The sequence below is a fragment of the Arthrobacter sp. H35-D1 genome (assembly GCF_030063185.1).
Lineage (GTDB): Bacteria > Actinomycetota > Actinomycetes > Actinomycetales > Micrococcaceae > Specibacter.
Genome location: NZ_JASISP010000032.1, coordinates 1 through 25,172 on the forward strand (window position 1 = coordinate 1; position 25,172 = coordinate 25,172).

Genomic DNA, 25,172 nt, shown 5'->3' on the forward strand with positions numbered 1-25,172 from the left:
GCAGGGGCACGACCCGCCCTGCCAGGACCGCCGCGGTGTCAGCCTTCAAAACGGCTGCGGCGCCGGCAGCTTCGGCGGCACGCTCGACGCGTTTGGTGCCCAGACTGATCCCGGCCAGGCCCCTGATCGCTTCCAAAGCCTCCAACGAACGACTCACCACAAGACCTCGCTATCTTGTTGTAATTAGCACAACCAGATAGCACGATCACAGACTCAAAAGCGACCACATACCTTCCTGACGAACAGCCATCAAAGATCCAAAGATGTTCCGCCACGACCGTGCTCCCCTGTCCGTAATGTCTGGTCGCTGATCCTGGCACGTTCGCCCAGTGAGAAGATTGGCCAAAATTCTCAGCCAGTCCCCTAGTGTGGAGGAAATGGAGACAATTGAAGCGAACGTGCCAGGGCCGCCGTCGTCCGAGGAATTTCTCGATGGGTTTGTCAAGGTCCGTGGTGCGCAGGAAAACAACCTCAAGAACGTCGACGTCGATGTGCCCCGTGACTCGATTGTCGCCTTCACGGGCATTTCCGGCAGCGGCAAGTCCTCCCTGGCGTTTGGCACGATCTTTGCCGAGGCCCAGCGCCGGTACTTCGAGTCGGTGGCACCTTATGCGCGTCGGCTGATCCAGCAGGGCGGCAATCCGCACGTGGAATCGATCACCGGCCTGCCGCCGGCCGTTGCCTTGCAACAGCGACGCGGCACACCCAGCACGCGATCGTCGGTGGGCACCGTGACCACGCTGTCCAACTCCCTGCGAATGCTCTTCTCCCGTGCCGGCGACTACCCCGACGGGGCCGGCATCCTCTACTCCGACGTCTTCTCACCCAACACCGTCACCGGCGCCTGCCCCGTGTGCCATGGTTTGGGCACCGCACACACCGTCACCGAAGGCTTGCTCGTTCCGGACCCGGAACTGAGCATCAGCGACGGGGCCGTCGCCGCATGGCCCGGCGCCTGGCAAGGCAAAAACCTGCGCGACATCCTCGTCAAACTGGGATACGACGTCTACGTCCCGTGGAAGACGCTCCCGCAAGAGCAGCGCGACTGGATCCTTTTCACCGAAGAACAGCCCGTCGTCACCGTGACGCCACTGCGGGACCGGATTGAAAAGCCCTACAAGGGCAAGTTCTGGAGCGCACGAAGCCACGTGCTGCACACCCTGTCGGAGTCCAAGAGCGCGTCCATGCGCGAGCGCGCCCTGACCTTCATGCACGCGGGCCCCTGCCCCGAGTGCGGCGGCAGCGGGCTCAAGGCCGAGGCTCTGGCCGTGAGCGTTGCCGGGCGCAACATCGCGGAGATGAACTTGCTTCCGCTGAAGGAATACAAGGATGTCCTGGGCCCGCTGTGCAACGTCCCCGCCGGGTCGGAAGGATCCAGGGAAGCCGTGGGAGCGGCCATCGCCAAGGACCTGCTGCACCGCATCGGGGTGCTGCTGGACTTGGGGCTGGGGTACTTGAGCCTGGGACGCGGCACACCCACGCTCTCCCCCGGCGAGATGCAGCGGCTGCGGATCGCCACCCAACTGCGCTCAGGGCTTTTCGGCGTCATCTACGTCCTGGATGAGCCGTCGGCGGGCCTGCATCCGGCGGATACCGAACCGCTGATGGAGGTCCTGGCCCAGTTGCGAGCCGCCGGCAACACCGTCTTCGTGGTTGAGCACAACATGGACCTGGTGCGCAACGCAGACTGGATCGTCGACGTCGGACCCCGGGCCGGGGTGGACGGCGGGCGGATCCTGTACAGCGGTCCCGTGCAGGGTTTGGCCGATGCACAGGAATCCCTCACACGCCCCTTCCTGCTCGAGGGCGTGTCCCCCGCCTCTCCCTTGGAATCCACGAATGGCGATGCAACAGGCTCTGCACGGCAGACCGGGCACAGCGCGCGCCAAGAACGTGGCCGACTTGAGGTCCGGCACGCATCGTTGCACAACCTGCAGGACCTTGAAGTTTCCGTGCCCGTGGGCGTGCTGAGTGCAGTCACGGGGGTTTCCGGCTCAGGCAAGTCATCGCTGCTGAAGATCCTTTCCGAGGCCTTTGAATCACGGGACGCCGCGGACGGGGCCCCATCGACGGTCACCGGTGCGGCCGGTGCGACGGTGAGCGGACTTGACGCGGTGGACCGGCTGGTGGAGGTCGACCAGCGCCCCATCGGCCGCACGCCACGATCCAACCTGGCCACCTACACAGGCTTGTTCGACGCCGTTCGCCGCGAGTTCGCAGCCACGGCCGGAGCCAGGAAGCGTGGTTTCAGCCCCAGCCGTTTCTCTTTCAACGTGGCTGGCGGGCGGTGCGAAAATTGCCTGGGTGAAGGTTCGGTGTCCGTGGAGCTGTTGTTCCTGCCCGGCAGCTACGGGCCCTGCCCCGTTTGCCACGGAGCCCGCTTCAACGAGGAAACCCTTGAAGTGGAATACCACGGCAAAAACATCGCCCAAGTCCTTGCACTGACGGTGGACGCCGCAGCAACGTTCTTGGCAGACATTCCTGCCGCCGCCCGCAGCTTGGCAGCACTGCGCGAGGTGGGGCTGGGCTACCTTCGCCTGGGCCAGCCGGCAACCGAACTCTCTGGCGGGGAAGCCCAGCGCATCAAGTTGGCCACCGAACTGCAACGCGCCCGCAAGGGCCACACCCTGTACCTGTTGGACGAGCCCACCACCGGGCTCCACCCCGCCGACGTGCGCTTGTTGCTGCACCAACTCAACCGCCTGGTGGACACCGGCAACACCGTGGTGGTGGTGGAACATGACATGGATGTGGTGGCATCGGCGGACTGGGTGGTCGATCTGGGCCCCTCCGGCGGGGCCGACGGCGGACGCCTCATGGCAGCAGGGACCCCGGAAGAGGTGGCAGCCACCGCCGGAAGCCGCACCGCGCCCTACCTGGCCGTGGCCACCGCAAAGCGCTAGCCCGACGGCGTTCGTCCGCGAGCGCCGTCGGGCTAGACCGCGGCTATGCCCAGGTCCTCGGGCCCGCCCCTCGTGCTTAGGGCAGGACCCTGGCGCCGGGCACCGCCCTGCCGTCCGTTTATTTGCCGGCCGCCGCTTCGGCAAGCCGCAGCCAAGTGTCCACCACGGTGTCCGGATTCAGTGAGACGGAATCGATGCCTTCCTCCACCAACCACTGGGCGAAGTCGGCGTGGTCGCTGGGCCCCTGGCCGCAGATTCCCACGTACTTCCCCCTGGCCTTGCAGGCCTTGATGGCCATGCTCAGCAATTTCTTGACGGCCGGGTTCCGTTCATCGAAGCTGCCGGCCACGATCGCCGAGTCCCTGTCCAAGCCCAGGGTCAGTTGCGTCATGTCGTTGGAACCGATGGAGAAGCCGTCGAAGTGGTCCAGGAATTCGTCCGCCAGCAGCGCGTTGGACGGCAGCTCGCACATCATGATGACCTCCAGACCGTTCTCGCCGCGGCGCAGCCCGTTCTCCCCCAGCAGATCGATGACGCCGCGGGCCTCGTCCACGGTCCGCACGAACGGGATCATCAGCTTGACGTTGGTCAGGCCCATCTCATTGCGCACGAATGACAGTGCTTCGCATTCAAGGTCGAAGCAGTCCCGGAAAGAGGGCTCCAGGTAGCGGGAGGCGCCACGGAAGCCGATCATCGGGTTTTCCTCGTGCGGCTCGTAGGCGGGCCCGCCCAGCAGGTTCGCGTATTCGTTGGACTTGAAGTCCGACATCCGCACGATCACCGGTTCCGGCGCGAACGCCGCGGCGATGGTTGCCACCCCTTCGGCCAGCCGCTTGAGGTAGAACTCGCGGGGGTCGCCGTAGGCGGCGATCCGTTCGCGGATTTCCGCGGCCACGCCGGCCGGCTGACCTTCCAGGTCAAGCAGCGCCTTGGGGTGGATGCCGATCTGCCGGTTGATGATGAATTCCAGCCGGGCCAGGCCCACCCCGGCATTGGGCAGCTGCGCAAAGCTGAACGCCTGCTCCGGAGTGCCGACGTTCATCATGACCTTGACGGGGGCCGCCGGCATCTCGGCCACCCCGGACTCCTCGATGCTGAAGTCAAGCAGCCCTTGGTAGATCAGCCCGGTCTCACCTTCGGCGCAGGAGACGGTCACCTCGGCGCCGTTGGCCAGGATGTCCGTGGCCGTGCCGGTGCCGACGACAGCGGGTATCCCCAGTTCGCGGGCGATGATCGCCGCATGGCAGGTGCGCCCGCCTCGGTTCGTGACGATGGCGGAGGCGCGCTTCATGATCGGTTCCCAGTCCGGGTCAGTCATGTCCGCGACCAGCACGTCTCCGGTTTTGAAGCCTGCCATCTGGTCGATGGAGTCCAGAATGCTCACGTTGCCGGCACCGATGCGTTGGCCGATGGCCCGGCCCTCCACGAGCACGGGACCGCTCTCGTTCATGCGGAAGCGGCTCAGCTGGCCGCCCGTGCGGCGGGACTCGACCGTCTCCGGGCGGGCTTGCAGAATGTACAGCCCGCCGTCCATGCCGTCCTTGCCCCACTCGATGTCCATGGGGCGGCCGTAGTGGGCCTCGATGGCGACGGCGTGGCGAGCGAGCTGCTCGACGTCGTGGTCCGTGATGCTGAAGCGGTTCCGCATCGCCGCATCGACCGGCATGAAATCAATGGTGCGCCCCACCTCGCGGTTCTGGGTGTAGGTCATCTGGAGCGCCTTCTCGCCGACGCTGCGCTTGAGGATGGCGGGGCGGCCCTCCTGCAGGGCGGGCTTGTAGACGTAGAACTCATCCGGGTTGACGGCGCCCTGGACCACGGCTTCGCCCAGGCCGTAGGAGGACGTCACGAAGACTGCGTCGCGGAACCCCGATTCGGTGTCCATGGTGAACATGACCCCGGAAGAGCCGACGTCGGAGCGGACCATGCGCTGGATCCCCGCCGAGAGCGCCACCTCGGCGTGCTTGAAATCGTGGTGCACCCGGTAGGCGATGGCGCGGTCGTTGTAGAGCGAGGCGAACACGTCCTTGATGGCCAGCAGGATGTTCTCAATGCCGCGGATGTTCAGGAAAGTTTCCTGCTGTCCGGCGAAGGATGCATCCGGGAGGTCTTCCGCCGTCGCGCTTGAACGGACCGCCCAGGAAAGCTCCTCCGAGCCCCCGTGCCGCTCCACCAGTTCCTGGTAGGAGGCGCGGACCTGGGCTTCAAACTCCGGCAGGAAGGACGTTTCGCGCATCATGGCCCGGATTTCCTGGCCGGCTGCGGCCAAGGCTGTCACGTCGTCGGTGTCCAGGCACTCCAAGCGTGCGGCAATTCTCGCGTCCAGACCCGACTCGGCCAGAAAGTCGCGGTAAGCGTCCGCTGTCGTGGCGAAGCCGTCGGGGACTTGGACCCCTGCCGTGGTCAGGTTCGCCACCATCTCACCCAGCGAGGCGTTCTTTCCACCCACCCTGTCCAAGTCTTTGAGTCCGAGTTCCGCGAACCCCAGGGTGTTTATCGTCATGATATTTGCTCCTTTGCAAATGGTGGCATGGTGGCGCAGCTCCCCCCGTGAGGCTGTCATAGGGAGGGGCGAACCTCTCCACCATGACAGGTTTTGACAAGGTTTACATGTGATCTTCGACACATGTCGCTTGTGAAATATTTCTCTAATCTCGCAGGTGCATCTGCTGCAAAATGGTGGCCGCCATTTCCTCGATGGAAACACTGGCCGAATTCAGGTACGGAATGCCGTGGGCAACGTAGAGGCGTTCGGCACTGCGCAGCTCAAAACCACACTGCCGCAACGAAGCGTAGGCAGAGTCCCGGCGGCGTTCGGTGCGAATCTGGCTCAGTCGCTGCGGGTTGGACGTCAGCCCGAAGCACTTCTCCACAAACGGCCGCAGCGGCGCGGGGAGGCCCTCCCTGTCGAAATCCTCGTCGACAAGGGGGAAGTTCGCGGCGAAAATGCCATGCTGCAACGCCAGATACATGGTGGTCGGGGTTTTGCCGCAGCGCGAAGGGGCCACCAGAATGACCTGGGCCTTTTCCAAGGCCCGCAGGCTTTGCCCGTCGTCGTGCTCCATGGCGTATTCAACGGCCGTCATGCGGGACTGGTAGCGCACGGCATTTCCCAGGCCGTGCGCACGGCCCGGCTCCCCGCTGGCCTGTTCGCCGAGGGCCAGTTCCAACTGGCCCACATGGGTCCCGATGAGATCAACCATGGCACCCTTGCACGTGGCAAGGGTCTGCCGGATGTCCGCCCCGACCACTGTGGAAAACACGATCGGCGTCAATCCCTCCGCCGCCTGCCCATCGATGACGTTCACCAGTTCCTGCGCCTGTTCAACGGTGTCGATGAACGGGACGGTGGTGCGGGCAAAATTACTGGCGGGGAATTGTGTCAGCAGGGTGTTGCCCAATGTTTCCGCCGTGATTCCCGTGCTGTCCGAAAGGAAATAGACGGGATGGGGTTCCTCGCCCGGCAGCAGCGAACTCTCCCGAGCCTCACTCTTTCGGACACTGTCCGTTGCCGTGGTCTCGAATTTCTCGGTCGTCAAGGTCTGCTCCCTTGCCTGCGGTGGTGTGGCCTGCCTGATAGGGACAGCATAGGACGCCCAGTGGCAAAGTCCACTCTCATGGCAGCTCCGTGATCCTCCGCTCCTTGGGCAACAACCCTTGTCGCCGCCGGTGCGGCGGGGCACACTTGAACCAGGTCTTCGGCAAGCCGGACGTGATCCGGTTGGTGCATGCGGTGGTGATGGAAACCAGGAAAGGCGCGACATGAGTTTCCCAGCGAAATATCCCAGCCTGAACGAGACAACCCTCAGTGCGGAGGCGAAGTCGATCCTGGAGAGGATCATCCGGGTCGCCTTCCCGCACCCCAACTTCCCGGACGGCGCATACCAGCGCATGTGCGAGAAGGTTGTCAGCGAAGCCGAATCCTCCACCTGGTTCCGCGTGGTGCTCACCCAGGGCCTGCTGACCCTTGAAGCGCAGCTGGCGGAAGGCGAGCGCTTCCTCGACCTTCCCGAAGAGCGCGCCCTGGCCCTGCTGCGACGCATGGAGGACCTGGAGTTCTTCGGGTTCATCCGCCGCACCACCGTGCTGAACCTCTACGGCGACCCGGAGGTGCTCACGGCCTTGGGCTACGAGGGCGAATCCTTCTCCCGTGGCGGGTACCTGAACCGCGGCTTCGACGATCTCGACTGGCTGCCAAAGGCCCGGATCGAGGAAGTCGACGAGCCGCTGACCGAGATTGGGCCGTTGCCGTACAAGGTGCGGACGACGGCGGCAGCACCTCCCGCTGAAGGCTCGCCACCCACGGAGGGTTCCGGCGGCAGCAGTGCAGCAGCAGCCGCCGGGCCGCACCCGCAGTCGGGCATCGGAGCCGAAGGCAAAACCCAGCAGCCAGGAGAAGAACAATGAGCAACGGCACCGCGCAACCGTTCGACGCCGGCAGCTACGAGTCGGCACATTTCGACCTCGACGACGACTCCGTGGTGGTCGTCGTAGGTTCCGGCGCAGGCGGCGGGACCCTTGCCGCCGAGCTGACCCGGCAAGGAGTGAAGGTCGTGCTGCTCGAGGCGGGCCCGCTGCTGCGCAACGCCGATTACCTCAATGACGAATGGCCGGCGTTCAACCAGATGGCCTGGCTCGATCCGCGCACCACCTCGGGATCGTGGCGGGTTGCCAAGGACTTCCCGAACCTGCCGGCCTGGATAGTCAAGGCAGTGGGCGGGACTACCACCCACTGGGCCGGGGCCACCCCTCGGTTCAAGGCACACGAATTCAAGGCGCGCACCACCTACGGGCGCGTCGACGGTGCCAATCTGTTGGACTGGCCCATCACGCTCGAAGAGCTGGAACCCTATTACGACCTGGCCGAACGCAAGCTGGGCAGCACCCATCGCCACGGGCGGCCACCGTTGCCGGCGAACAACAACTACACGGTGCTGGCCAACGGCGCCGCGCGTCTGGGCTACCGGCAATTTGCCACCGGACCGTACGGGACCAATGCCGAACCTTATGACGGCCGCCCCGGCTCCATCCAAGACGGATTCAACTTCCAAGGCGACAAGAACGGATCCAAGTGGTCCACGCTGGTCGCCGAGATTCCCAAGGCCGTCAAGACGGGCAAGCTGGACCTGCGCCCGGACAGCCAGGCGGTCCAGCTCACGCACACCGCAGAGGGCGTGGTGGACGGCGTCGTCTATGCGGACGGGGACGGAGTGCTGCACAGGCAGCAGGCCCGCGCCGTCGCTGTTGCCGGCAATTCGATCGAAACTCCGAGGCTGCTGCTGCTCTCCGCTTCGCCGCTGTTCCCGGACGGGCTGGCCAATTCCTCCGGGCAGCTGGGCCGGAACTACCTGCGCCACACGACCGGGTCGGTGTATGCCCGCTTTGACAAGCCGGTGCACATGTACCGCGGGGAGACCATGGCCGGATTGGTTGCGGACGAGTCCCGGTTCGATGCCGACCGGGGGTTTGTTGGCGGTTACTACCTGCAGACCATTGCGCTGGGCCCGGCGTTTCTGGCCAGCTTCGTGGACCCTGGGGCATGGGGGCCGGGGTTCGCTGACATCATGGACGGCTATGACAACACGGCCGGGCTGTGGATTGTCGGGGAAGACATGCCTGTATCAAGCAACCGGATCACGCTCAACACCACTGTGACGGACAAGCTTGGCCTGCCGGTGCCGAACGTGCACTTTGACGACCACCCCAACGATGAGGCCATGCGGGCCCACGCCTTCCGGCAGTCCGAGCTGATCTACCGTGCGGCGGGGGCCGTGGACACGGTGCGCACCCCGCCGTACCCGTCAACGCACAACCTCGGCACAGCCAGGATGAGCGAACGGCCCGAAGACGGGGTCTGCAACAGCTACGGCCAGGCGCACGACGTGAAGAACCTTTTCATCTCCGACGGCTCCCAGTTCACCACCGGTGCCGCGGCCAATCCCACCCTGACCATCGTGGCTTTGGCCATCCGGCAGGCCGAGTACATCATCGAGCAGATGTCCACCAACGCAATCTAACGTGCGGGCATGCACCGGCCAAGTCGCGGCCATGATCGGTGGCCCTGAAGCAGGCGATGACGAGGAAATTTCTCCTGTGTCACGGGCGTCCGGCGGACGCCCGCAACTCGCTGTGCTTCAAAGAATCAGACCTACGGATTCTCGCCAAACGTTCCTTTCGTTGGACCACCTGCAGCCCTTTTTCAGTGCGAGTCGACAATTCTTATTCTGGTGTCAGCCAACCCTGGGTCAGGCTCTGGTGAATCGCGTCGTGCTCCTGAAATACCAGATCTATCGAGACCGCCCCGCGGCGTCAGCAGGCTTCGCGGTACCGTGGGCAGGATCCGAATCGAGCGCTTGCAAGTACTTGACCGTCTCGGTGAGTGCCACGTTCGCCTCTTTGAGGTCGAGATGGAACTGGTACTCGTGCGGAAGTTTTGGCTCGTGGTTCGCCGGCCAGAAGAGCCTCGTTACGGGCACATCAGAGTCCTCGAGTGCTTGAGCGAACGGGATGGACTGCGACCACGTGAGGGCATCCCCGTTGCCGCCGCTGATGAATGTCGGCGGGAAGTCGGCAGTCACGAAGTCAATCGTGGACATCATCGCGCCAGTTGATCTGGACGACCAGTCCTTTGTGCCGGCGTACGCCCACAACGAGACCTGGAGGCCCCAGGCCTCGATGCCGTTCAGTTCGGCCATGGACGGCATGTCGTAGACACCGCAGTTGAGGATGGTACCGACGAGTTGGTCCGGATCAGCTCCGGATTCGATCCCCAAAAGATGCGCGTAGCGGGGGTTGGTAGTGAGGATGGCGAGCTGACTCGCCAGTTGACTGCCTGCGGAGTCCCCTGCGAGCACAATGCGGTTCGCGTCAGCGTTCCACGCGGATGCGTGCTCGCCGATGTAACCCAAGGCAGCATTGAGCTGGGTGTGTGCTGTCGGGTAGACGGCTTCCGGGGCCGTCGTGTAGTTGACTGCGATAGTCGTGTAACCCTGTGCAGCGAGAATTCGCAAGTAGGGCTCAACGTTGTCCTTCTGGCCGGAAATGCAGGCGCCGCCGTGAATCCAGACGATCGTGGTGAGTTGCTTGGTACCGCCGGCCGGGGTGTAGACGTCGAGAGTTGTGTCCGACTGCGGGAGACCGCCGGTGGACGGCGCGTATGCGATGTCTCGGTATTCGGTGAGCTCTGTGTCGGGAACGTGCGGTTCCATCTCCGCGAGGGTCGCCGCAGCACCTCTCTCAAAGACCGCGCGGATGACCATCACTGACGGCCACGGGGAAATGGCGACGACCGCTGTCACCACGACGGCGAGCATGGCTCCAGCCACGATCACGAGTCGTCGCCTTGCAGGGCTTCGACGCTTGGCCGTGTTGATCTAGTTAGGCGTATCGCTCTTTGCCATGTCGCTTAAGAACCTCATTCGGTGTCCATGCAGGACTGCTCCGGCGTGTTCGGTGGCTCACTCAAAGTGAGAGCCAGACAGGTGGTCTGGCTCTGATTGTGAACGTAGTCAGTATGTTGTCAGTGTTACCCAACTTAGCGTGTGGACCCATGGAAGAGGCTCCGGACTCGACGGCGTGCACGTGCACACCGCCAATTTCCCTATCTCCTTTGGTGAGCACTTGGGCCGGGGCCGTCGCCACGAGCTCGGGCACAGCGCTGGGCGGGTGCTTGAACACGAGCCGGTTGTGTCGGCGCCCGCCATCCCCCTCAACGCCGGCGCCCCGCCCACAACCCGTGCAGCAGCGGGACCACCGAGGCGATCATCAACACGCTGCCGAGCACCGCGTCATCCACCCGGACCACGGCACCGGCGATGAGCAGGGCCCCGAAGACCAGCATCGACACCAATCGCTGCGCCGTGCGGTGAAGTTGTGCCACCTGCCGTTCCAGGCGCGGGCTTTTCACCGAAAGTGACCCGTCCTCGATTCGAGTGATGAGACCGTCCACACGTTTCGGCAGACGCAGGGCCACCCCCGCGGCGTCGAGCGCCTGCTTGCCCACGTCCTGCACGATGTTCCCGCGCTCGTCGCGCAACAACTTCGCGGCATAGGGTTCCACCGAGTCCCACAGATTGAACGTGGCATCCAGCGAACTGCACACACCCGAGGTCAGCGACATGGCCCGGATGATGAGCAGAAAGTTCTCGGGCAGCTGGAACGGCAGCGATCGCACCACGTCGCCGAACTCCACCGCGAATTCACGGAATTCGCGCGGGTCCACCTCGCGAAGTTCGGCGAACCCCATCCCGCCAAACCGGCCGAAAAGCGCAGTCATCGCCCGCTCCAGCTCTGCCGTGTCGGCTGAGGTCGCCAGCACGCCCACGTCGCTGATGGCCGCCACCAAGCCCTTCCCGTCCCGCGCGGCTGCCGCGATCAGCAGCTTGCGCAGGCCGCTGCGGGTCTTGGGCGGCACCTCGCCCATCATGCCGAAGTCGATGAACGTCAGCTTCCAGGCCCGCTCTGCAGTTGGATCGTCAATCGGTGTGATGAAGATATTGCCCGGATGTGGATCGGCGTGGAAAAAGCCGTTCGTGAACATCTGGTCGAACATGACGGATGCGAAAACCGGGGCAACCTTTGCCGGGTCGATGCCCGCGGCAAGAAGTGCCTCCGCGTCGGTGATCTTGATCGCCGTGACATCTTCAAGGGTGAGCACCCGGCGGGTGGTCCGCTCCCAGACGACGTCGGGCACAGTCACCTTGTCGTCGTCGGCAAAATCGGTCGCAAAGCGCTCAGCATTGGCGGCCTCTTGCAGGTAGTCGATTTCCTCGAGACTGGTCTGCCCAAACTCTTCGACCAGTGCTGGCATGTTGGCACGTGAGGACACGAAACGCACATGGCTGAGCCAACCGCCCACTTTGCGCAGCGCAGCCAGGTCGACGTCAACAATTGCGTCGATCCCCGGGCGCTGCACTTTCAAGACCACGCTGTCGAGCCCCGTGTCGGCGGCATCGAGGGGAAGAAGCCGTGCCCGATGTGCCTGCCCCAAGGATGCTGCGGCAATTGGCGTCTCTTCAACGGAGGCAAACACTTGCCCCAGCGGCGCCCCCAGCTCCTCCTCGGCCAAGGCCCGGATGGCAGGGAACGGAACCGGTGGAACCTCGTCTTGCAAGCCTTCCAGTTCCGCTGTGATCTCAGGTGGCAGCACATCAAGCCTGGAGGACATGAACTGGCCCACCTTGATCATCAAACCACCAAGGTCCACTGCGAGCACGTGGAAGCGTTGGGCAAAGCGGCGCATCCTCTTGGTCCGGGTGCGCTCGGCAATCTTGGACAGCCCAATGCGGGGGAGAATCAACTCAAACCACCACGCCACCGCCAGATGCCAGGCAGCGAAACGCAGGATGCGCCGGTAGCGGGCACGGGTCTCACCGGCCCCGGGGACCGAAACTGAGCTGTCCAGAGAAGTTGATGCCACCCCTGTCAATCCTGGGCGAGGATCGAGTACAGTCGGCGACGGGCCTCCTCAAGCACCTTCACGGCCTCCTGGACCTGCTTCGAGGTACCTGTGCGACCAACCTGCGCCGCGGCCTGTGCAAGCTCGACACCGGCCTTGGGCAGCGCAGCGAACCCGGAACCCGACGCCGTCTCCTTGGAATCCCAGGGTGCCGGCGCGTCGTCGCCCGCCACTTCCTCCCGCCCGGCTTCGGTCAGCGAGTATATCTTTCGGCCGTTGGACTCTTCGGCACTGATGGACCCTTCATCGGCCAACAGCTGCAGCGTCGGGTAGACGGATCCGGCGCTGGGCTTCCAGCTGCCACCGCTGCGCTCCTCAATTTCACGGATGATCTGGTAGCCGTGCATCGGTTGCTCTGCAAGCAGGGCCAGCACTGCCGCACGGACTTCGCCTCGACCTGCACGGGTACCTGAACGCTTCTCAAACTTTGAGCGGAACTCCTCCATGGCCTGCCACATGCCATCGATGTTGGGGGCGCCAAACCCGCCGGCCGGATATGAATTTCGCATAATGCTCTCCTTGAGTGAATTGTGAACGACATACAACGATACTTAACGATATGTCTGGATGCGTACAAAAACAAGTAGTCTGTCTCCGTCGATCCGGCAGGGCAACAGGCCGGAGGCTGCAATTCGAGGCATGGGTCCTTCAGTCAAGGACGAAAGAAAGCCGCACTGCGAAATCGAGGCCTTCGTCGGGCTCGGTGGGTGGCGGTGGGGCCCTCCCCCTGCGACACTGAACCGTATACTCACCGTTCCCCCTGGAGGGTCCGCCCATGAATCACCTGACTCTCGGCTTGGTGCTGGTTCCCTTGATTGCTGCAGCAGCGCCTCCCCTGGTTGCTTTGTTTGGCCGGGTTGCCAAGGTACCGCTGGTGGTGTTTGAAATCTTCATTGGCATACTGATCGGCCCGAGTCTGCTCGGCTGGGTGGAGCCGACCGAGTTCCTCAAGGTGTTGTCAAACCTTGGCCTTGCCATGCTGTTCTTCATGGCAGGGAACGAGATCAATTTTCGTGCCATCAAAGGGCGCCCCCTCAACCGCGCAGGGACGGCATGGCTGATCTCGCTCGCGGTCGGAATAGTGGTGGGCATCCTGCTCGCACCCACCCCTGCCGCAGGCGTCTTTGTTGGCATCGCGCTGGCATCCACCGCGCTCGGGACGCTGCTGCCCATTCTGCGCGACGCTGGGGAACTCGAAACCCCGTTCGGCCGGGCTGTCACGGCCATCGGTGCGGTCGGCGAATTTGGTCCGCTGCTGGCAATCTCATTGTTCCTCAGCGGCCGCAACTTGGGATCCGCCGCAGTGGTTCTGGTCGCCTTCATCCTGATCGCCGGCTGCGCCATTTGGCTCAGCTCGGGGGCCCGACACAAGCGTCTGCACCAGTTGGTGAACCTGACGCTCCATACCAGTGGCCAGTTCGCTGTCCGATTGGTGCTGGCCATTCTGGCCCTGCTGGTGGGCCTGAGCATTGTTTTTGGCCTGGACATGCTGCTGGGCGCGTTTGCCGCTGGCATCCTGTGGAAAGTCGTCATTTCGGGAGCCAAACCCGAAGACCGGGAGCTGGTGGAGACCAAGCTGGAGGCGGTCGCCTTTGGTTTTCTTGTGCCGGTCTTCTTTATCACCACCGGCATCACCTTCGACCTGACTGCACTGCTGGCCGACCCCTACGTTCTGGCATTGGTTCCAATATTTTTGGTGTTGTTCCTAGTGGTGCGGGGCCTGCCGAACCTGTTGGCTGCACCCGTCGGATCCACAGGGGTGGATCGACGCGCCATTGTCCTCTTCGGCGCCACTGGCTTGCCGATCATCGTCGCGGTCACGGCGATCGGTCAAGAGAGCGGCTTGCTTCCCTCCGGACTCGCCACTGCACTGATTGGCGCCGGCATGCTCTCGGTTCTGCTCTTCCCCATGCTCGCCTTGATGCAACACCAACGCAGCATCGCCTTGCAAACCAGGAACTTCACGAAGAGTTCGTGATCCTCAAAGCTCCCCATAATAAGTAGCTAGTGCACAACTGACTTGCACACAAGCGATCCCTGTGCAAGGCTTGAGCCATGGGCGACAGTCAAGCATCCACCGCGGAAAGCCCCGATCCCCTGGATCGGATGGTGTGTTTCGCACTGTACGCTGCAGCGCGGGCAACGAACCGCCGCTATATCGCACTGCTGGCGCCGTGGGGCATCACCTATCCCCAATATCTTGTTCTGGTGCTGTTGTGGTCGCACCGCTCCTTGACCGTCAAAGAGGTCGCCGAGCACCTGATGCTGGATTCGGGCACCACCTCACCGCTGATCAGAAGGCTGGAGACGCGGGGCTTCCTCACGCGCGAGCGTTCAACGTCCGATGAACGCGCTGTGATCGTCTCCTTGACGGCCGCAGGCATCGCCTTGAGGGACGAACTGGCCCACATTCCGGGATGCGTTGCCGAGGCCACCCAGCTCACAGATGCCAACGGGAAAGCCGCACTCTCAATTCTGCACAACGTCACTCGCACGCTCTCCAGCGCACCCGCACTCGGAGACGACCCCAACGAAAGGATCAACTAATGGACCCCCTTTACACAGCGGAAGCACTCTCAACCGGCGCCGGCCGCAACGGACACGTCAGGACCACGTCCGGTACTGTCAATCTCGACTTGGCCATCCCGAAGGAAATGGGCGGCTCAGGAAACGGGGCGAACCCGGAAGAGCTCTTCGCAGCCGGCTATGCAGCATGCTTCCACTCCGCACTGCAGATGGTCGCGCGCACCCAGAAAGTTGCCCTCTCGGATACCTCGGTCGGCGCCCGTGTGCACGTCCTTCCGAACGAGCAGGGCGGCTTCATTCTCGCCGTCACCCTCGAAGTTGTCATCCCCGAGATACCCCGCGAACAGGCTCAAGCCTTGGCAGATGACGCCCATCAAGTTTGCCCGTATTCCAATGCCACCCGCGGCAATATCGAGGTCACCATCACAGTCGTCGACGACTGATCCATGACCAGTGGAACCAGAGCAAGGAAGCCCATGCACAGCGTTACGAGTGCCCTTCGGATAGCCGGCAGGGTAGCCCTCGGCGGTGTACTACTTACGGCCGGAATCGGACATCTGAGCAAGAAACGCCAAGAGTTTCAGGCACAGGTTCCCGGCTGGGTTCCGCTGCCCAAGGACACGGTTGTCCTCGCATCCGGCGGTGTTGAGATTGCTCTTGGCGCCGCACTCCTCGCACTTCCCCGGCACAAAGCTCTCATTGGGCGAACGACGGCACTGTTCTTCGCCTTAGTCTTTCCCGGCAACATCTCCCAGCTGGTCACCAAGACTTCTGCTTTCGGACTCGACACGGACCGAAAACGTGCCCTACGTCTACTTTTTCAGCCGCTTCTGATCGTGTGGGCCGTTTGGTCCACACGCTCCGTTCCCAAGCCGTAGAACCTTCGAAACCTCATCCCACCCACTGCGGTTCCCATGGAGCGGCACAACAACCCAGATTGAGAGCATCATGCGCGCCTTAATGCACAACGAATTCGGGGACCCCGCAGAGGTCCTCACCCTCGAAAACATCCCTGTTGCCGATCCCGGATCTGGCGAGGTCCGCGTCCGCACGGTCCTTTCCCCCATCCACAACCACGACCTGTGGACGATCCGCGGCACGTATGGATTCAAGCCCGATTTTCCGGCCCGCGCAGGCTCCGAAGCGGTCGGTGTCATCGATGCGTTGGGTGAGGGCGTGACGGGACTCAAAGTGGGTCAACGGGTTGCCACCGGCGGCACTTTCGGGGTGTGGGCAGAGTATTTCATCGCCAAGGCCGCAGCCCTCATTCCCGTCGATGACAGTATTCCGGATGAGGTTGCCGCACAACTGATTTCGATGCCGTTCAGCGCCATCTGTCTCCTTGACTCCCTGAAGCTGAACAAGGGCGACTGGTTTGTGCAGAACGCCGCCAACGGAACTGTGGGACGTCTCGTCGCTCAGCTTGCTGCGGCACGGGGGATCAACGTCGTCGGACTCGTCCGGCGCACCGGCGGAATCGACGAGCTGGCCGGGCAGGGCATCAACAACATCGTTGCCACTGACAAAGATGACTGGGTGGAGCAAGTGCGTGCCATTGCCGGTGACGAGCCAATAGTTGCCGGCGTTGACTCCGTGGGCGGCAGCGCCAGCGGCGAAGTCCTTTCACTTATTGCCGAGGACGGAACTCTGGTGGTGTTCGGCGCCATGCAATCCCCCACGATGAGGATCGGCTCGGGAGACATCATCTTCAAACAAGTTACTGTCCGTGGCTTCTGGGGAAGCAAGGTGAGCACCTCCATGCCTGCCCAAAAGCGTGGCGCTCTTCTCGGCGAACTCGTCAAATACATTGCCAGCGGCGTATTGACACTTCCTGTCGAAGCCAGCTACTCCTTCGAGGACGCAAGTGCCGCAGCGCAGGCCAACTTCATCCCTGGCCGCAAGGGCAAGATCATGCTGCACCCCTAAGTGCCTTGTCCAAGCGCAAAAGGAACTCCATGGCATCCGCTGTGGGGTTCCTTTCTTTGGCTTGTGCTAAACCCCGACCAGCCCCATTTGGGACTCTGCTGAAGAGCATCCTCCAGCGGGCTGATCACCGGCATTGAAGCCACCGCTCCCAGGCATAGCCAAGATCCACGTTCGTTTTGCTTGCAGCGCCCGAGATTAACTGTTATGCCTAGGGTAGGTGCGATGAGTCACAGCAAGCACGGCATCGCAAACACGGCAGTGGCGGATGAAGGGTGGCGCAGAATGGTACGCAAGAATTCTCCTCGTGTAGAGGAGCCCAGCAAAGACGACCTTGAGGTTGGCACCCCAAAAGCATGGGCGGCCGGCATTCCGGGAGTCCTGCACTCAATGGTTCCGGCATTGCGGGACATGGGCGTGGACAGGAGCCGCAAAACGTTGCTGGCGATGAACCACAGAGATGGCTTCGATTGCATGAGTTGTGCCTGGCCGGACCCAGACCACCGCAAGGCCTTCGAATTTTGTGAGAACGGGGCCAAGGCGGTCACGTGGGAAGCCACCCCGATCACCGTCGAATCAGACTTCTGGGCAGAGCATTCCGTTAGTGAACTGCGCCAAAAATCGGAATACTGGTTGGGCCAGCAGGGCCGCCTGACTGAGCCGGTCCATAAGCCTGCGGGCAAGGATCACTACCGTCCGGTCAGTTGGGATGAGGCGTTTGCGATCCTCGGCGCAAAGTTGAACAGTCTAAAATCCCCCGATGAAGCCGTCTTCTATACCAGTGGCCGCACCTCCAACGAGACGGCGTTCGCGTACCAACTTTTTGTTCGCGCCTTCGGTACCAACAACCTGCCGGACTGCTCCAACATGTGCCATGAGTCCACGGGCTGGGCGATGGGGCAAACTTTGGGCGTCGGCAAGAGCACCATCGTCTATGACGATTTCGGCAAGTCGGATCTCATCATCATCATGGGTCAAAACCCGGGCACCAACCACCCGCGGATGCTCACCGCCCTCGAAGAAGCCAAGAACAACGGCGCCGCGATTGTCGCCGTCAATCCGCTACCCGAGGCCGGCCTGCTGCGCTACAAGAACCCGCAGGAGGTTAAGGGCGTCATGGGGCGCGGCACCGACCTCGCAGATCAGTTTATGCAAATCCGTCTGGGTGGGGACATGGCACTGTTGCAGGCCGTGTCCAAGCGGGTCCTGGAGGCTGAGGATGCGAATCCGGGAACGGTGCTGGACCGGGAATTCATTGAAGGTCACTGCGAGGGGTTGGACGAGCTCAAGGCGCACTTGGCCCGGCTGGATGAAGACGCAGTCCTTGAATCCACTGGCCTGGCCCTGGAAGAGATCGACGAGCTGGCCGAGCGCTACTTGAAGGCCGACCGTGTCATCATCACCTGGGCCATGGGCCTGACCCAGCAGAAAAAAGGCGTCGCCGCCATCCAGGAGATCATCAACCTCTTGCTCCTGCGCGGCAACATCGGCAAGCCGGGGGCTGGGGCGTCTCCCATACGCGGCCACAGCAACGTCCAGGGTGACCGCACCATGGGCATCTGGGAGCAAATGCCGCCGGTGTTCCTGGATGCCATCGAGAAGGAGTTCGGTTTCAATCCGCCCCGCAAACACGGTACGGACGCAGTGCAGACCATCCAAGGAATGCGCGACGGCGAAATGAAGGTTTTCGTGGCGATGGGAGGGAACCTGGTAGCCGCGATCTCGGACACGCACGCGGCCGAGGCTGCGATGGAAAACGTGGAGATGACGGTCCAGATCTCCACGAAGCTGAACAGGTCTCACACCGTAGTGGGCGAGGAGGCCCTGATTTTGCCCACCATGGGACGGACGGAAATTGATCGGCAGGACAGCGGCGTTCAGTTCGTTTCCGTGGAAGACACGGTTTGTGCCGTCCATCCGTCCTGGGGCAAGGTGGAGCCGGTGGCACCAAACCTGCTCTCCGAAGTGGCGATCGTGTCCCGGCTGGCGCAGGCCACGATAGGCGACAAGGTGAAGGTGGACTGGGCAGGCTTCGAGAAGAACTACGACCTGATCCGCGATCACATCTCTCGTGTAGTGGACGGCTGTGAAAACTACAACCAGCGCATCCGCCAGGATGGTGGTTTTATGTTGGCGAACGGCCCACGGGATTCAAGAACCTTCCACACCCCCAGTGGCAAGGCCATGTTCACGGTGAACGATCTGGAGCATGTTCAGTGCCCACCGGGGCGACTGGTGTTGCAGACCATGCGTTCGCACGACCAGTTCAACACCACCATCTACGGCCACGACGACCGCTACCGCGGAATCAAGAAAGGCCGGCAAGTAATTTTCGTGAACCCTGCCGATTTGGCTCGGTTGGGCCTTGCAGACGGTCAGTTTGTGGATATCCATGGTGAATATGCAGACAACGTGGAACGTGTATTGCGCAATTACCGGGTGGTGGCCTACCCCAGTGCCAGAGGCTGCGCGGCGGCGTACTACCCTGAGGCGAATGTGCTGGTCCCACTGGAAGCCGTGGCGGATGGAAGCAACACCCCTGTGTCAAAGCATGTGGTGGTCCGGTTGGAGCCGACTGGCGTCAACAAGGTGGCCGGCACCTCAGCCAAGGCTTGAGCCGGGCTACGGAGACCGGTACCCACCCAACCCACTGCATATTGACGTGCTCACCGTTCAGGTCGATTCCTCCGCCAGCGTGGGGATCAGTTCGTTGTCAGTCACAGCTGCTCCTTTGGTTGCATCAGGAATCATTCCTCGGATGGACGGGGCTAGGTGAGCGTCCCTCGTCAGGCTGTCGAGGCCAGAGCCCCGGGAAGTTCCGTCAGGGCAGTGACCGTGAAGTCAGGAGACTCAAAGTAACCCGGATAGCTTTCCCCGGTCCTGTTCACCCACGCTGTGCGCATCCCGGCACGGGCGGCCCCGTGTATGTCCCACGGATGGACCGCAACCAAGAGCATGCTCGACGGATCCGCCCCGAAAGCTGCACTGGCATAGTCGTAAGAAGCACGGACAGGCTTCCAAGCGGGTGCATCTTCAACTGAGAGCAGCAACTCAAACTTGTCACGGATGCCAGCTTCGCTGAGCATCTTCTCGGCGATCTGGGCGGAGCCATTGCTGAGTGTCATCAATCTGAACCCGGCCGAGGCAAGTGCCTCGATTCCTTCCGGAACATCCGGATGTACCGAAAGCCCGGTCATGGCGTTCATGACATGTTCAACCGCTGCGTCGAGAGGGCGGTTAACCTTTACCCCCTTCAGGAGTCCCCGCAGTGCTTCTTCCCCCATGGTGGCGAACGGTCTGTTGTCTTTGCAAGAAGCAAGGGCGAATCCGTCCCGGAGCAACGTGGCGAACCAGAGTTTGGCGAGTTCAGCCGGAGCTCCGATCTCGCGGAAGTGTCCACCCATCGGTGACATGTCGGACAGGGTTTCATTGACGTCGAAGATGATGACTGGCATGGCGGCGTTCACGGGCTCTCCTTGCTTTGCTGGGTAGGTTTCCTGTCCCAGTCTGCGGCTTTCTCGGGGAGAGAGCCATAGTCGTCGTGCCTTCCCGGGGTGTGGACCGGGTTCGGACGTTCCGCTTGCAGCCACCCCTGGTTGATACCGGCGACATTGTGCCGAATGCCCTGGAATCACGGGCTGGGCACATTTGACGGCAGAATCCGCTTGACAGGTCGCCTCACCTTGCTGGGGTCAGGGCATGCCGACCATCGGCGGCTCCGGCTAGCGTAGGCAGCTCGCTCGCGTTCGAAACGTTCCCATCCCTTGGTCGCTCGCAGAGGTTGTCCCCTTTGCAGTCGTCGCCCAAATGCAACTTCGGCTCTTTGACATGGAGATTTCAAACATGAAGGGTCGGTATAACAGCAACGGGCGCGCCGGTCGGTCTAGGGCCGGGAAATTCATGCATCAGCGCTAAAAGCGCAGTCTTTGCCGTGGTGATCTGCATCCAACCAGCAATCTCCGATCCTTCCGCCAGTGATTGGATCTTCCTTGCCGTATCCGTGGTGTTCCTGACAACCTGTTTCCATTTGGGTCTGCGTCTCATAGCAAAATACAAGTCGTCCCATCGGTAGCGATGCTGGTCCACAAGCCAAGCCACTGAACGCTGACGCCCCTCTGTCCGCCGCATCCACGCTTCCTCGCCGTGCCGCACCGGGCCGTGCCGCGCCGCGCCTGGGGGAGGCTAAAGGATCCGTCCGGTGCCGCCGTCGTGGTTGGCCTCGAAACGGGACCGGAAGTACTCCCCCACCACGGCACTACCGAGATCTTCCAGAGCAGGTGCGACCACGCGACCGCCGATGCGCCGTGCCATTCCCTGAACAAACCGTTCAAGGCCGGGGTCGTCGCCGAGACGAAAAAACGTCGCCTGCGTGCCGGCCCGCCCAAGCCGGTCCAGCTCGGCAACGGTGACGCGGATGGTCTCCTCGGCCGGTGGCCAAGAGAACAACGCCTCACCGTCGGCCACCAGATGTGCCGTGGGTTCACCATCGGTGACTATCAACAGGACATGCGTCATGGACGGGTGGCGCCGGAAGAACCGGCCGGCCAGCAACAGTCCGTGGTGGAGGTTGGTACCTTGTTCGCGCAGCGCGGGCAGCGCCCTGAGCTCTCCAATGTCCATGGACTGCGCGTAACGGCCAAACGTGATCAACGCGAGTTTGTCGCCGCGGAATCGGGTGGAGACCAGCTGGTGCAAGGCCAGGGCGGTGCGTTTCATCGGCAGCCAGCGCCCCTCCGCGGCCATGGAGAACGAAACATCCACCAGCAACGCCACCGCGGCCTGGGTGCGCGCCTCCGTTTCCGTCACTTCGATGTCCCCCACCGTCAGCTGCACCCCCTGGCTTGGATCCCCGCCGTCGGCGATGGTGCGACGAATCGCGTTGGTGATGGTCCCGGTGACGTCCCACGGTTCGGTGTCCCCGAACTGCCATTCGCGGCTGGAACCTGTTTGCTCGCCGACGGCACCGGACATCCGCGTGTCCCGGCTGCCTTGCCGTCCGGAGAGTTGCTTGGCGGCGTCCCGCAGCAGCGACTTCCCCAACCGCCGGACAGCCTGCGGGGACAGGCGCAGTTCTCCGTCGGCACCGCGACGAAGGTAGCCGCCGTCATGCATGGCCCGCTCAATCTCAGCCAGGGTGCGTGCTGAGACGGCGGCGCTCTCGCCGAGCTGGCGGGCGAGAGCTTCCAAATCCACATCATCCAGATGTGCCCCGTTGTGTGACTGGGAGAGCTGTTCGGCCAGCCCGTCGAGTTCGGCGAGGTCTTGGAGCACGCCGGTGCCATCGCCCAGACCCAGGCCATCCTGGCCCTCGAACTGTTCGGAACCGGACCAGTTCTCGCCGGGGCGCAGGGCGCGCAGGCTCGCATCCATCTGCTCCAGCCGGGCCATGAGCTCCGCGGAGCCAAACGCCTGGGCGGACAGCCGCATCAGCTCCTCGCGTTGTTCCGGCGACATCGATTGCAGCAGCCGTTGTGCCGCGGCGGCCCGCTGCGCGAGTGCGTCAATGAGTTCCTCCACCGATTGCGGGTTCTCCGGAAAGAAGTGGCCGTGGCGATCCATGAACTGCTGGAAATCCGCCTCCGTGCGTTTGCCTCGGCGGTGGCGCTCGAGCAGCTCGTTGAGATCACCGAGCATCTCGCTCACGGCTGCACGGTCCTCATCCGTGGCACTCTCCAGCGCCTTCTTCATTCCGGCGAATCGCTGGTCAAGGACCTCGCGGCCGAGGAGGTCCTTGATGCGTTCATAGGCCTCCCGCGCAGTGCCGGACTGCCAGTCGTACGAGGAAAGGTCGTTGACCGCCGCAGCCGTGGAAGCGGGCAGGTTTTGCAGCTGCATTTCGCGGAACACGCGGTCGGTGCTGTCCATCATGGCGTCGCGTGCCAGTTGCTTGCGTTCCTCCAAGACGGCGGTGTCCAGCAGCTTTTTCACTTCCTGCAGCGTGCCATCAAGCCGGTGGCGGCCCAGCAGCTCGCGCCGACGCTGCTGGACACGGCTGGCGAGCTCGTCGAGCCCCTCGCCGTTGCGGGTTCCGCGGCGCAGGAATTCCCGCAGCGCCCGGCGCGGCGAATAGCCGTCCATGACGTCCTCGCCGATCGTCTCCAGCGCCTCGGCCAAGTCGACCGGCGGGGCGAGCGGGTCCGGTCCTCCGGCGTACCGGCCGTATCTGGAAGGCCCGTTGTGAAGAACCATGATGCTGCCCGTTCCTGTTCCGTGCCTAGCCGTAGATGGTTTCTCCGCCGTCGGAATCCTTGGAGATCCTGCGGGCGAGGAAGAGGCCCTCGAGGGCCAGCTCGATGGCGGAGGCGCGCTGTCCGTCATTTTTGGCGTTCAGCCGGCCGGCGATCTCGTCGTACAGGCCGCTGCCATCCAAAGACGGGAGGTTGTCCAAAAATTCCTTGGCGGTCACTTCGTCCCCGGTGGTTACGGTGATGTGGCCGTCAAGCGCCGCCACGAGTGGGCCGAAGTCCAGACCCCGGTAATGCAGCCGCACCGCTTCGGCTGTGGCCATGCGCAGCAGGTGGTCCAGGACGGCATCCTCGCGTCCTTCTTCGCCCGATTCGAATTCGAGCTTTCCTGTCAGCACGTCCACGGCGGCCCCCAGGTCGACAATCCGCGAGACGGCGTCGGCCTCCCCGCGCAGGGTGGAGCGGCGCAATGCGGCCGCAGCCACTGTCTCGGCACCCGCAATGGCGAAGCGGGCGGAAACACCGGAGCCCTGATTGATGGCCGGGGAGAGCCGCAGCGACCTGGTGTAGCGGGCGAGGATTTCAACAATGACGGACGGGACGTCGGCTGCCAGCTTTCCCTCCTGCCGAATGATGGCCACCTCGTCGTCAAGCTCCAGGGGATAGTGGGTGCGGATTTCGGCGCCAAACCGGTCCTTCAAGGGCGTGATGATCCGGCCCCGGTTGGTGTAGTCCTCCGGGTTGGCCGAGGCCACCACCAGCACGTCCAGTGGCAGCCGCAGCACGTAGCCGCGGATCTGGATGTCCCGCTCCTCCATGACGTTGAGCATGGCAACCTGGATCCGTTCAGCCAAGTCGGGCAATTCGTTGATGGCCACGATGCCGCGATTGGAGCGCGGGACCAGGCCGTAGTGGATGGTTTCCGGGTCCCCGAGCCGGCGACCCTCGGCAACCCGGATTGGGTCGACGTCGCCAATCAGGTCCGCAACGGAGGTGTCGGGGGTGGCAAGCTTCTCCACGTAGCGTTCCGAACGGTGCCGCCAAATCACGCGCAGTCGATCCCCTTCAGTGAGCACACGGGCCTTTGATTGTTCGGTGATGGGCTCGAAAGGATGCTCGTTCAGTTCCGATCCCTCGATCATCGGCGACCATTCATCCAGCAGCCCTGCCAACGTGCGCAGGAGACGGGTCTTGCCCTGCCCCCTTTCGCCCAGCAGGACAAGATCGTGTCCGGCTATCAAGGCGCGCTCCAGCTGGGGCAGGACAGTTCGGTTGAAACCGAAGATTCCGGGCCACGGATCACGGCCCGCCGCCAGCGCGGCGAGCAGATTCTCGCGGATTTCCGTGCGCAGGTCCTGGTGGACATGGCCGGAGGCACGCAGTTCTCCAAGGGTGAAGATTTCAGGGCGATCGCTCACCCCTCAAAGGTAATCCCGAATGCCCGGCAAATCCAGCATCCAACTTTGCCCGATCCAGTACGCAAACCTGCACGAGCACCTACGCTGAAGCATGATGACTGTGACAGCTTCGACTCCCCCTGCGCCCCCTCGCACGCTGCTCCTGCTGGTGCGCCACGGCGAAACTCCCACCACCGGCACTGTGCTCCCCGGCCGGGCCTCGGGACTCCACCTCTCCGAGCGAGGCAGGGCCCAGGCGGAGAGCTTTGCAGGACGCCTGCAGGGTTTGGAAGTTGACGCGCTTTATTCCTCGCCCTTGGAGCGCACGCGTGAAACCGCTGAGCCGGCGTCGGACACCGCCGGTCTTTCAATCACTCACGACGGCGGGCTGCTCGAGTGTGATTTTGGCGAATGGACCGGGGCCGCACTGGCCGACCTTGCGAAGCTGCCGCAGTGGAAGACCGTGCAGAACAGCCCGTCAACCTTCCGCTTTCCCGGCGGGGAGAGCTTCCCGGAAATGCAGGACCGGATGGTTGGGGCGCTCAAGTGGATCAGCGAAGCCCACCCAAACGGTGTCGTCGTCTGCTTTTCCCACGCCGATCCGATCAAGGCCGCCGTCGCCCACGCCCTGGGCACGCCACTTGACCACTTCCAGCGGGTCTTCATCAGCCCCGGCTCCGTCTCGGTCATTTCCCTCGGGAAGGGACGTCCACCCGAGGTGCTCATGGTGAACTCGACCCAGGAGTCCTTGAGCGGGCTGAGGACCCCGTGAATCGGGTTG

18 protein-coding genes are annotated in these 25,172 nt (G+C 63.1%); 10 read left to right on the top strand and 8 right to left on the bottom strand.

Annotated features, from left to right (window positions below; translation table 11 throughout):
- Nucleotides 1-377: 377 nt before the first annotated feature.
- Complete coding sequence (locus tag QMG25_RS18980; protein ID WP_283462656.1) at nt 378-2,903, top strand: excinuclease ABC subunit UvrA; 2,526 nt, start codon at nt 378-380, stop codon at nt 2,901-2,903.
- A gap of 118 nt (nt 2,904-3,021) precedes the next feature.
- Here the strand turns inward: QMG25_RS18980 and ppsA are convergent, their stop codons facing one another.
- Entirely contained in the window at nt 3,022-5,406 is a 2,385-nt protein-coding gene (gene ppsA / locus QMG25_RS18985) for a phosphoenolpyruvate synthase (RefSeq protein WP_283462657.1), read from the bottom strand.
- Between the two features lie 145 nt (nt 5,407-5,551).
- Nucleotides 5,552-6,370, bottom strand: coding sequence for a pyruvate, water dikinase regulatory protein (locus QMG25_RS18990; protein WP_283462677.1), 819 nt, complete (start codon nt 6,368-6,370; stop codon nt 5,552-5,554).
- 295 nt (nt 6,371-6,665) lie between these two features.
- Here QMG25_RS18990 and QMG25_RS18995 point away from each other — a divergent pair, with 295 nt between their 5' ends.
- Nucleotides 6,666-7,310, top strand: coding sequence for a gluconate 2-dehydrogenase subunit 3 family protein (locus QMG25_RS18995; RefSeq protein ID WP_283462658.1), 645 nt, complete (start codon nt 6,666-6,668; stop codon nt 7,308-7,310).
- Nucleotides 7,307-8,920: a GMC family oxidoreductase gene (locus tag QMG25_RS19000; protein WP_283462659.1), complete on the top strand. Its 1,614-nt coding sequence runs from the start codon at nt 7,307-7,309 to the stop codon at nt 8,918-8,920. The genes QMG25_RS18995 and QMG25_RS19000 overlap by 4 nt, the downstream gene beginning before the upstream one ends.
- A 270-nt stretch (nt 8,921-9,190) precedes the next feature.
- On the opposite strand, the gene QMG25_RS19005 is transcribed toward QMG25_RS19000, so the two are convergent.
- The 3 genes from QMG25_RS19005 to QMG25_RS19015 form a co-directional block, all read right to left on the bottom strand.
- Complete coding sequence (locus QMG25_RS19005) at nt 9,191-10,234, bottom strand: alpha/beta hydrolase (RefSeq protein WP_283462660.1); 1,044 nt, start codon at nt 10,232-10,234, stop codon at nt 9,191-9,193.
- A gap of 377 nt (nt 10,235-10,611) precedes the next feature.
- Nucleotides 10,612-12,144 carry an ABC1 kinase family protein gene (locus tag QMG25_RS19010; RefSeq protein WP_283462678.1) on the bottom strand — a complete coding sequence of 511 codons (1,533 nt, stop codon included), beginning with the start codon at nt 12,142-12,144 and terminating at the stop codon, nt 10,612-10,614.
- Between the two features lie 182 nt (nt 12,145-12,326).
- Nucleotides 12,327-12,869 (bottom strand): PadR family transcriptional regulator, encoded by a 543-nt coding sequence (locus QMG25_RS19015; protein WP_283462661.1) that lies wholly within the window; start codon nt 12,867-12,869, stop codon nt 12,327-12,329.
- A 266-nt stretch (nt 12,870-13,135) separates the two neighbouring features.
- On the opposite strand from QMG25_RS19015, the gene QMG25_RS19020 reads away from it, so the two are divergent.
- The 6 genes from QMG25_RS19020 to QMG25_RS19045 all read left to right on the top strand — a co-directional run bounded on the left by QMG25_RS19020 (nt 13,136) and on the right by QMG25_RS19045 (nt 19,425).
- A complete protein-coding gene (locus QMG25_RS19020) occupies nt 13,136-14,338 on the top strand; it encodes a cation:proton antiporter (RefSeq protein WP_283462662.1) in 1,203 nt (400 codons plus the stop codon).
- Between the two features lie 77 nt (nt 14,339-14,415).
- Complete coding sequence (locus QMG25_RS19025; protein WP_283462663.1) at nt 14,416-14,907, top strand: MarR family winged helix-turn-helix transcriptional regulator; 492 nt, start codon at nt 14,416-14,418, stop codon at nt 14,905-14,907.
- Nucleotides 14,907-15,329 carry an organic hydroperoxide resistance protein gene (locus QMG25_RS19030; protein WP_283462664.1) on the top strand — a complete coding sequence of 141 codons (423 nt, stop codon included), beginning with the start codon at nt 14,907-14,909 and terminating at the stop codon, nt 15,327-15,329. The genes QMG25_RS19025 and QMG25_RS19030 overlap by 1 nt, the downstream gene beginning before the upstream one ends.
- 33 nt (nt 15,330-15,362) lie before the next feature.
- Nucleotides 15,363-15,764: a DoxX family protein gene (locus tag QMG25_RS19035; RefSeq protein ID WP_283462665.1), complete on the top strand. Its 402-nt coding sequence runs from the start codon at nt 15,363-15,365 to the stop codon at nt 15,762-15,764.
- Between the two features lie 70 nt (nt 15,765-15,834).
- Nucleotides 15,835-16,812, top strand: coding sequence for a zinc-binding dehydrogenase (locus tag QMG25_RS19040; RefSeq protein WP_283462666.1), 978 nt, complete (start codon nt 15,835-15,837; stop codon nt 16,810-16,812).
- 282 nt (nt 16,813-17,094) lie between these two features.
- On the top strand, nt 17,095-19,425 hold the full coding sequence (locus QMG25_RS19045) for an FdhF/YdeP family oxidoreductase (RefSeq protein ID WP_283462679.1): 2,331 nt from the start codon (nt 17,095-17,097) through the stop codon (nt 19,423-19,425).
- 170 nt (nt 19,426-19,595) lie between these two features.
- On the opposite strand, the gene QMG25_RS19050 is transcribed toward QMG25_RS19045, so the two are convergent.
- From QMG25_RS19050 to QMG25_RS19060, 3 genes are all read right to left on the bottom strand, one after another.
- Entirely contained in the window at nt 19,596-20,276 is a 681-nt protein-coding gene (locus QMG25_RS19050) for a haloacid dehalogenase type II (RefSeq protein WP_283462667.1), read from the bottom strand.
- A gap of 715 nt (nt 20,277-20,991) precedes the next feature.
- The gene (locus QMG25_RS19055; protein ID WP_283462668.1) at nt 20,992-22,998 is read right to left on the bottom strand and encodes a vWA domain-containing protein; all 2,007 of its coding nucleotides are present in this window, start codon (nt 22,996-22,998) and stop codon (nt 20,992-20,994) included.
- 25 nt (nt 22,999-23,023) lie between these two features.
- Nucleotides 23,024-24,412, bottom strand: a complete 1,389-nt coding sequence (locus QMG25_RS19060; protein WP_283462669.1) for a sigma 54-interacting transcriptional regulator — start codon at nt 24,410-24,412, stop codon at nt 23,024-23,026.
- 94 nt (nt 24,413-24,506) lie between these two features.
- Between QMG25_RS19060 and QMG25_RS19065 the strand changes: the two genes are divergently transcribed.
- Entirely contained in the window at nt 24,507-25,163 is a 657-nt protein-coding gene (locus tag QMG25_RS19065) for a histidine phosphatase family protein (protein ID WP_283462680.1), read from the top strand.
- Nucleotides 25,164-25,172: the final 9 nt, after the last annotated feature.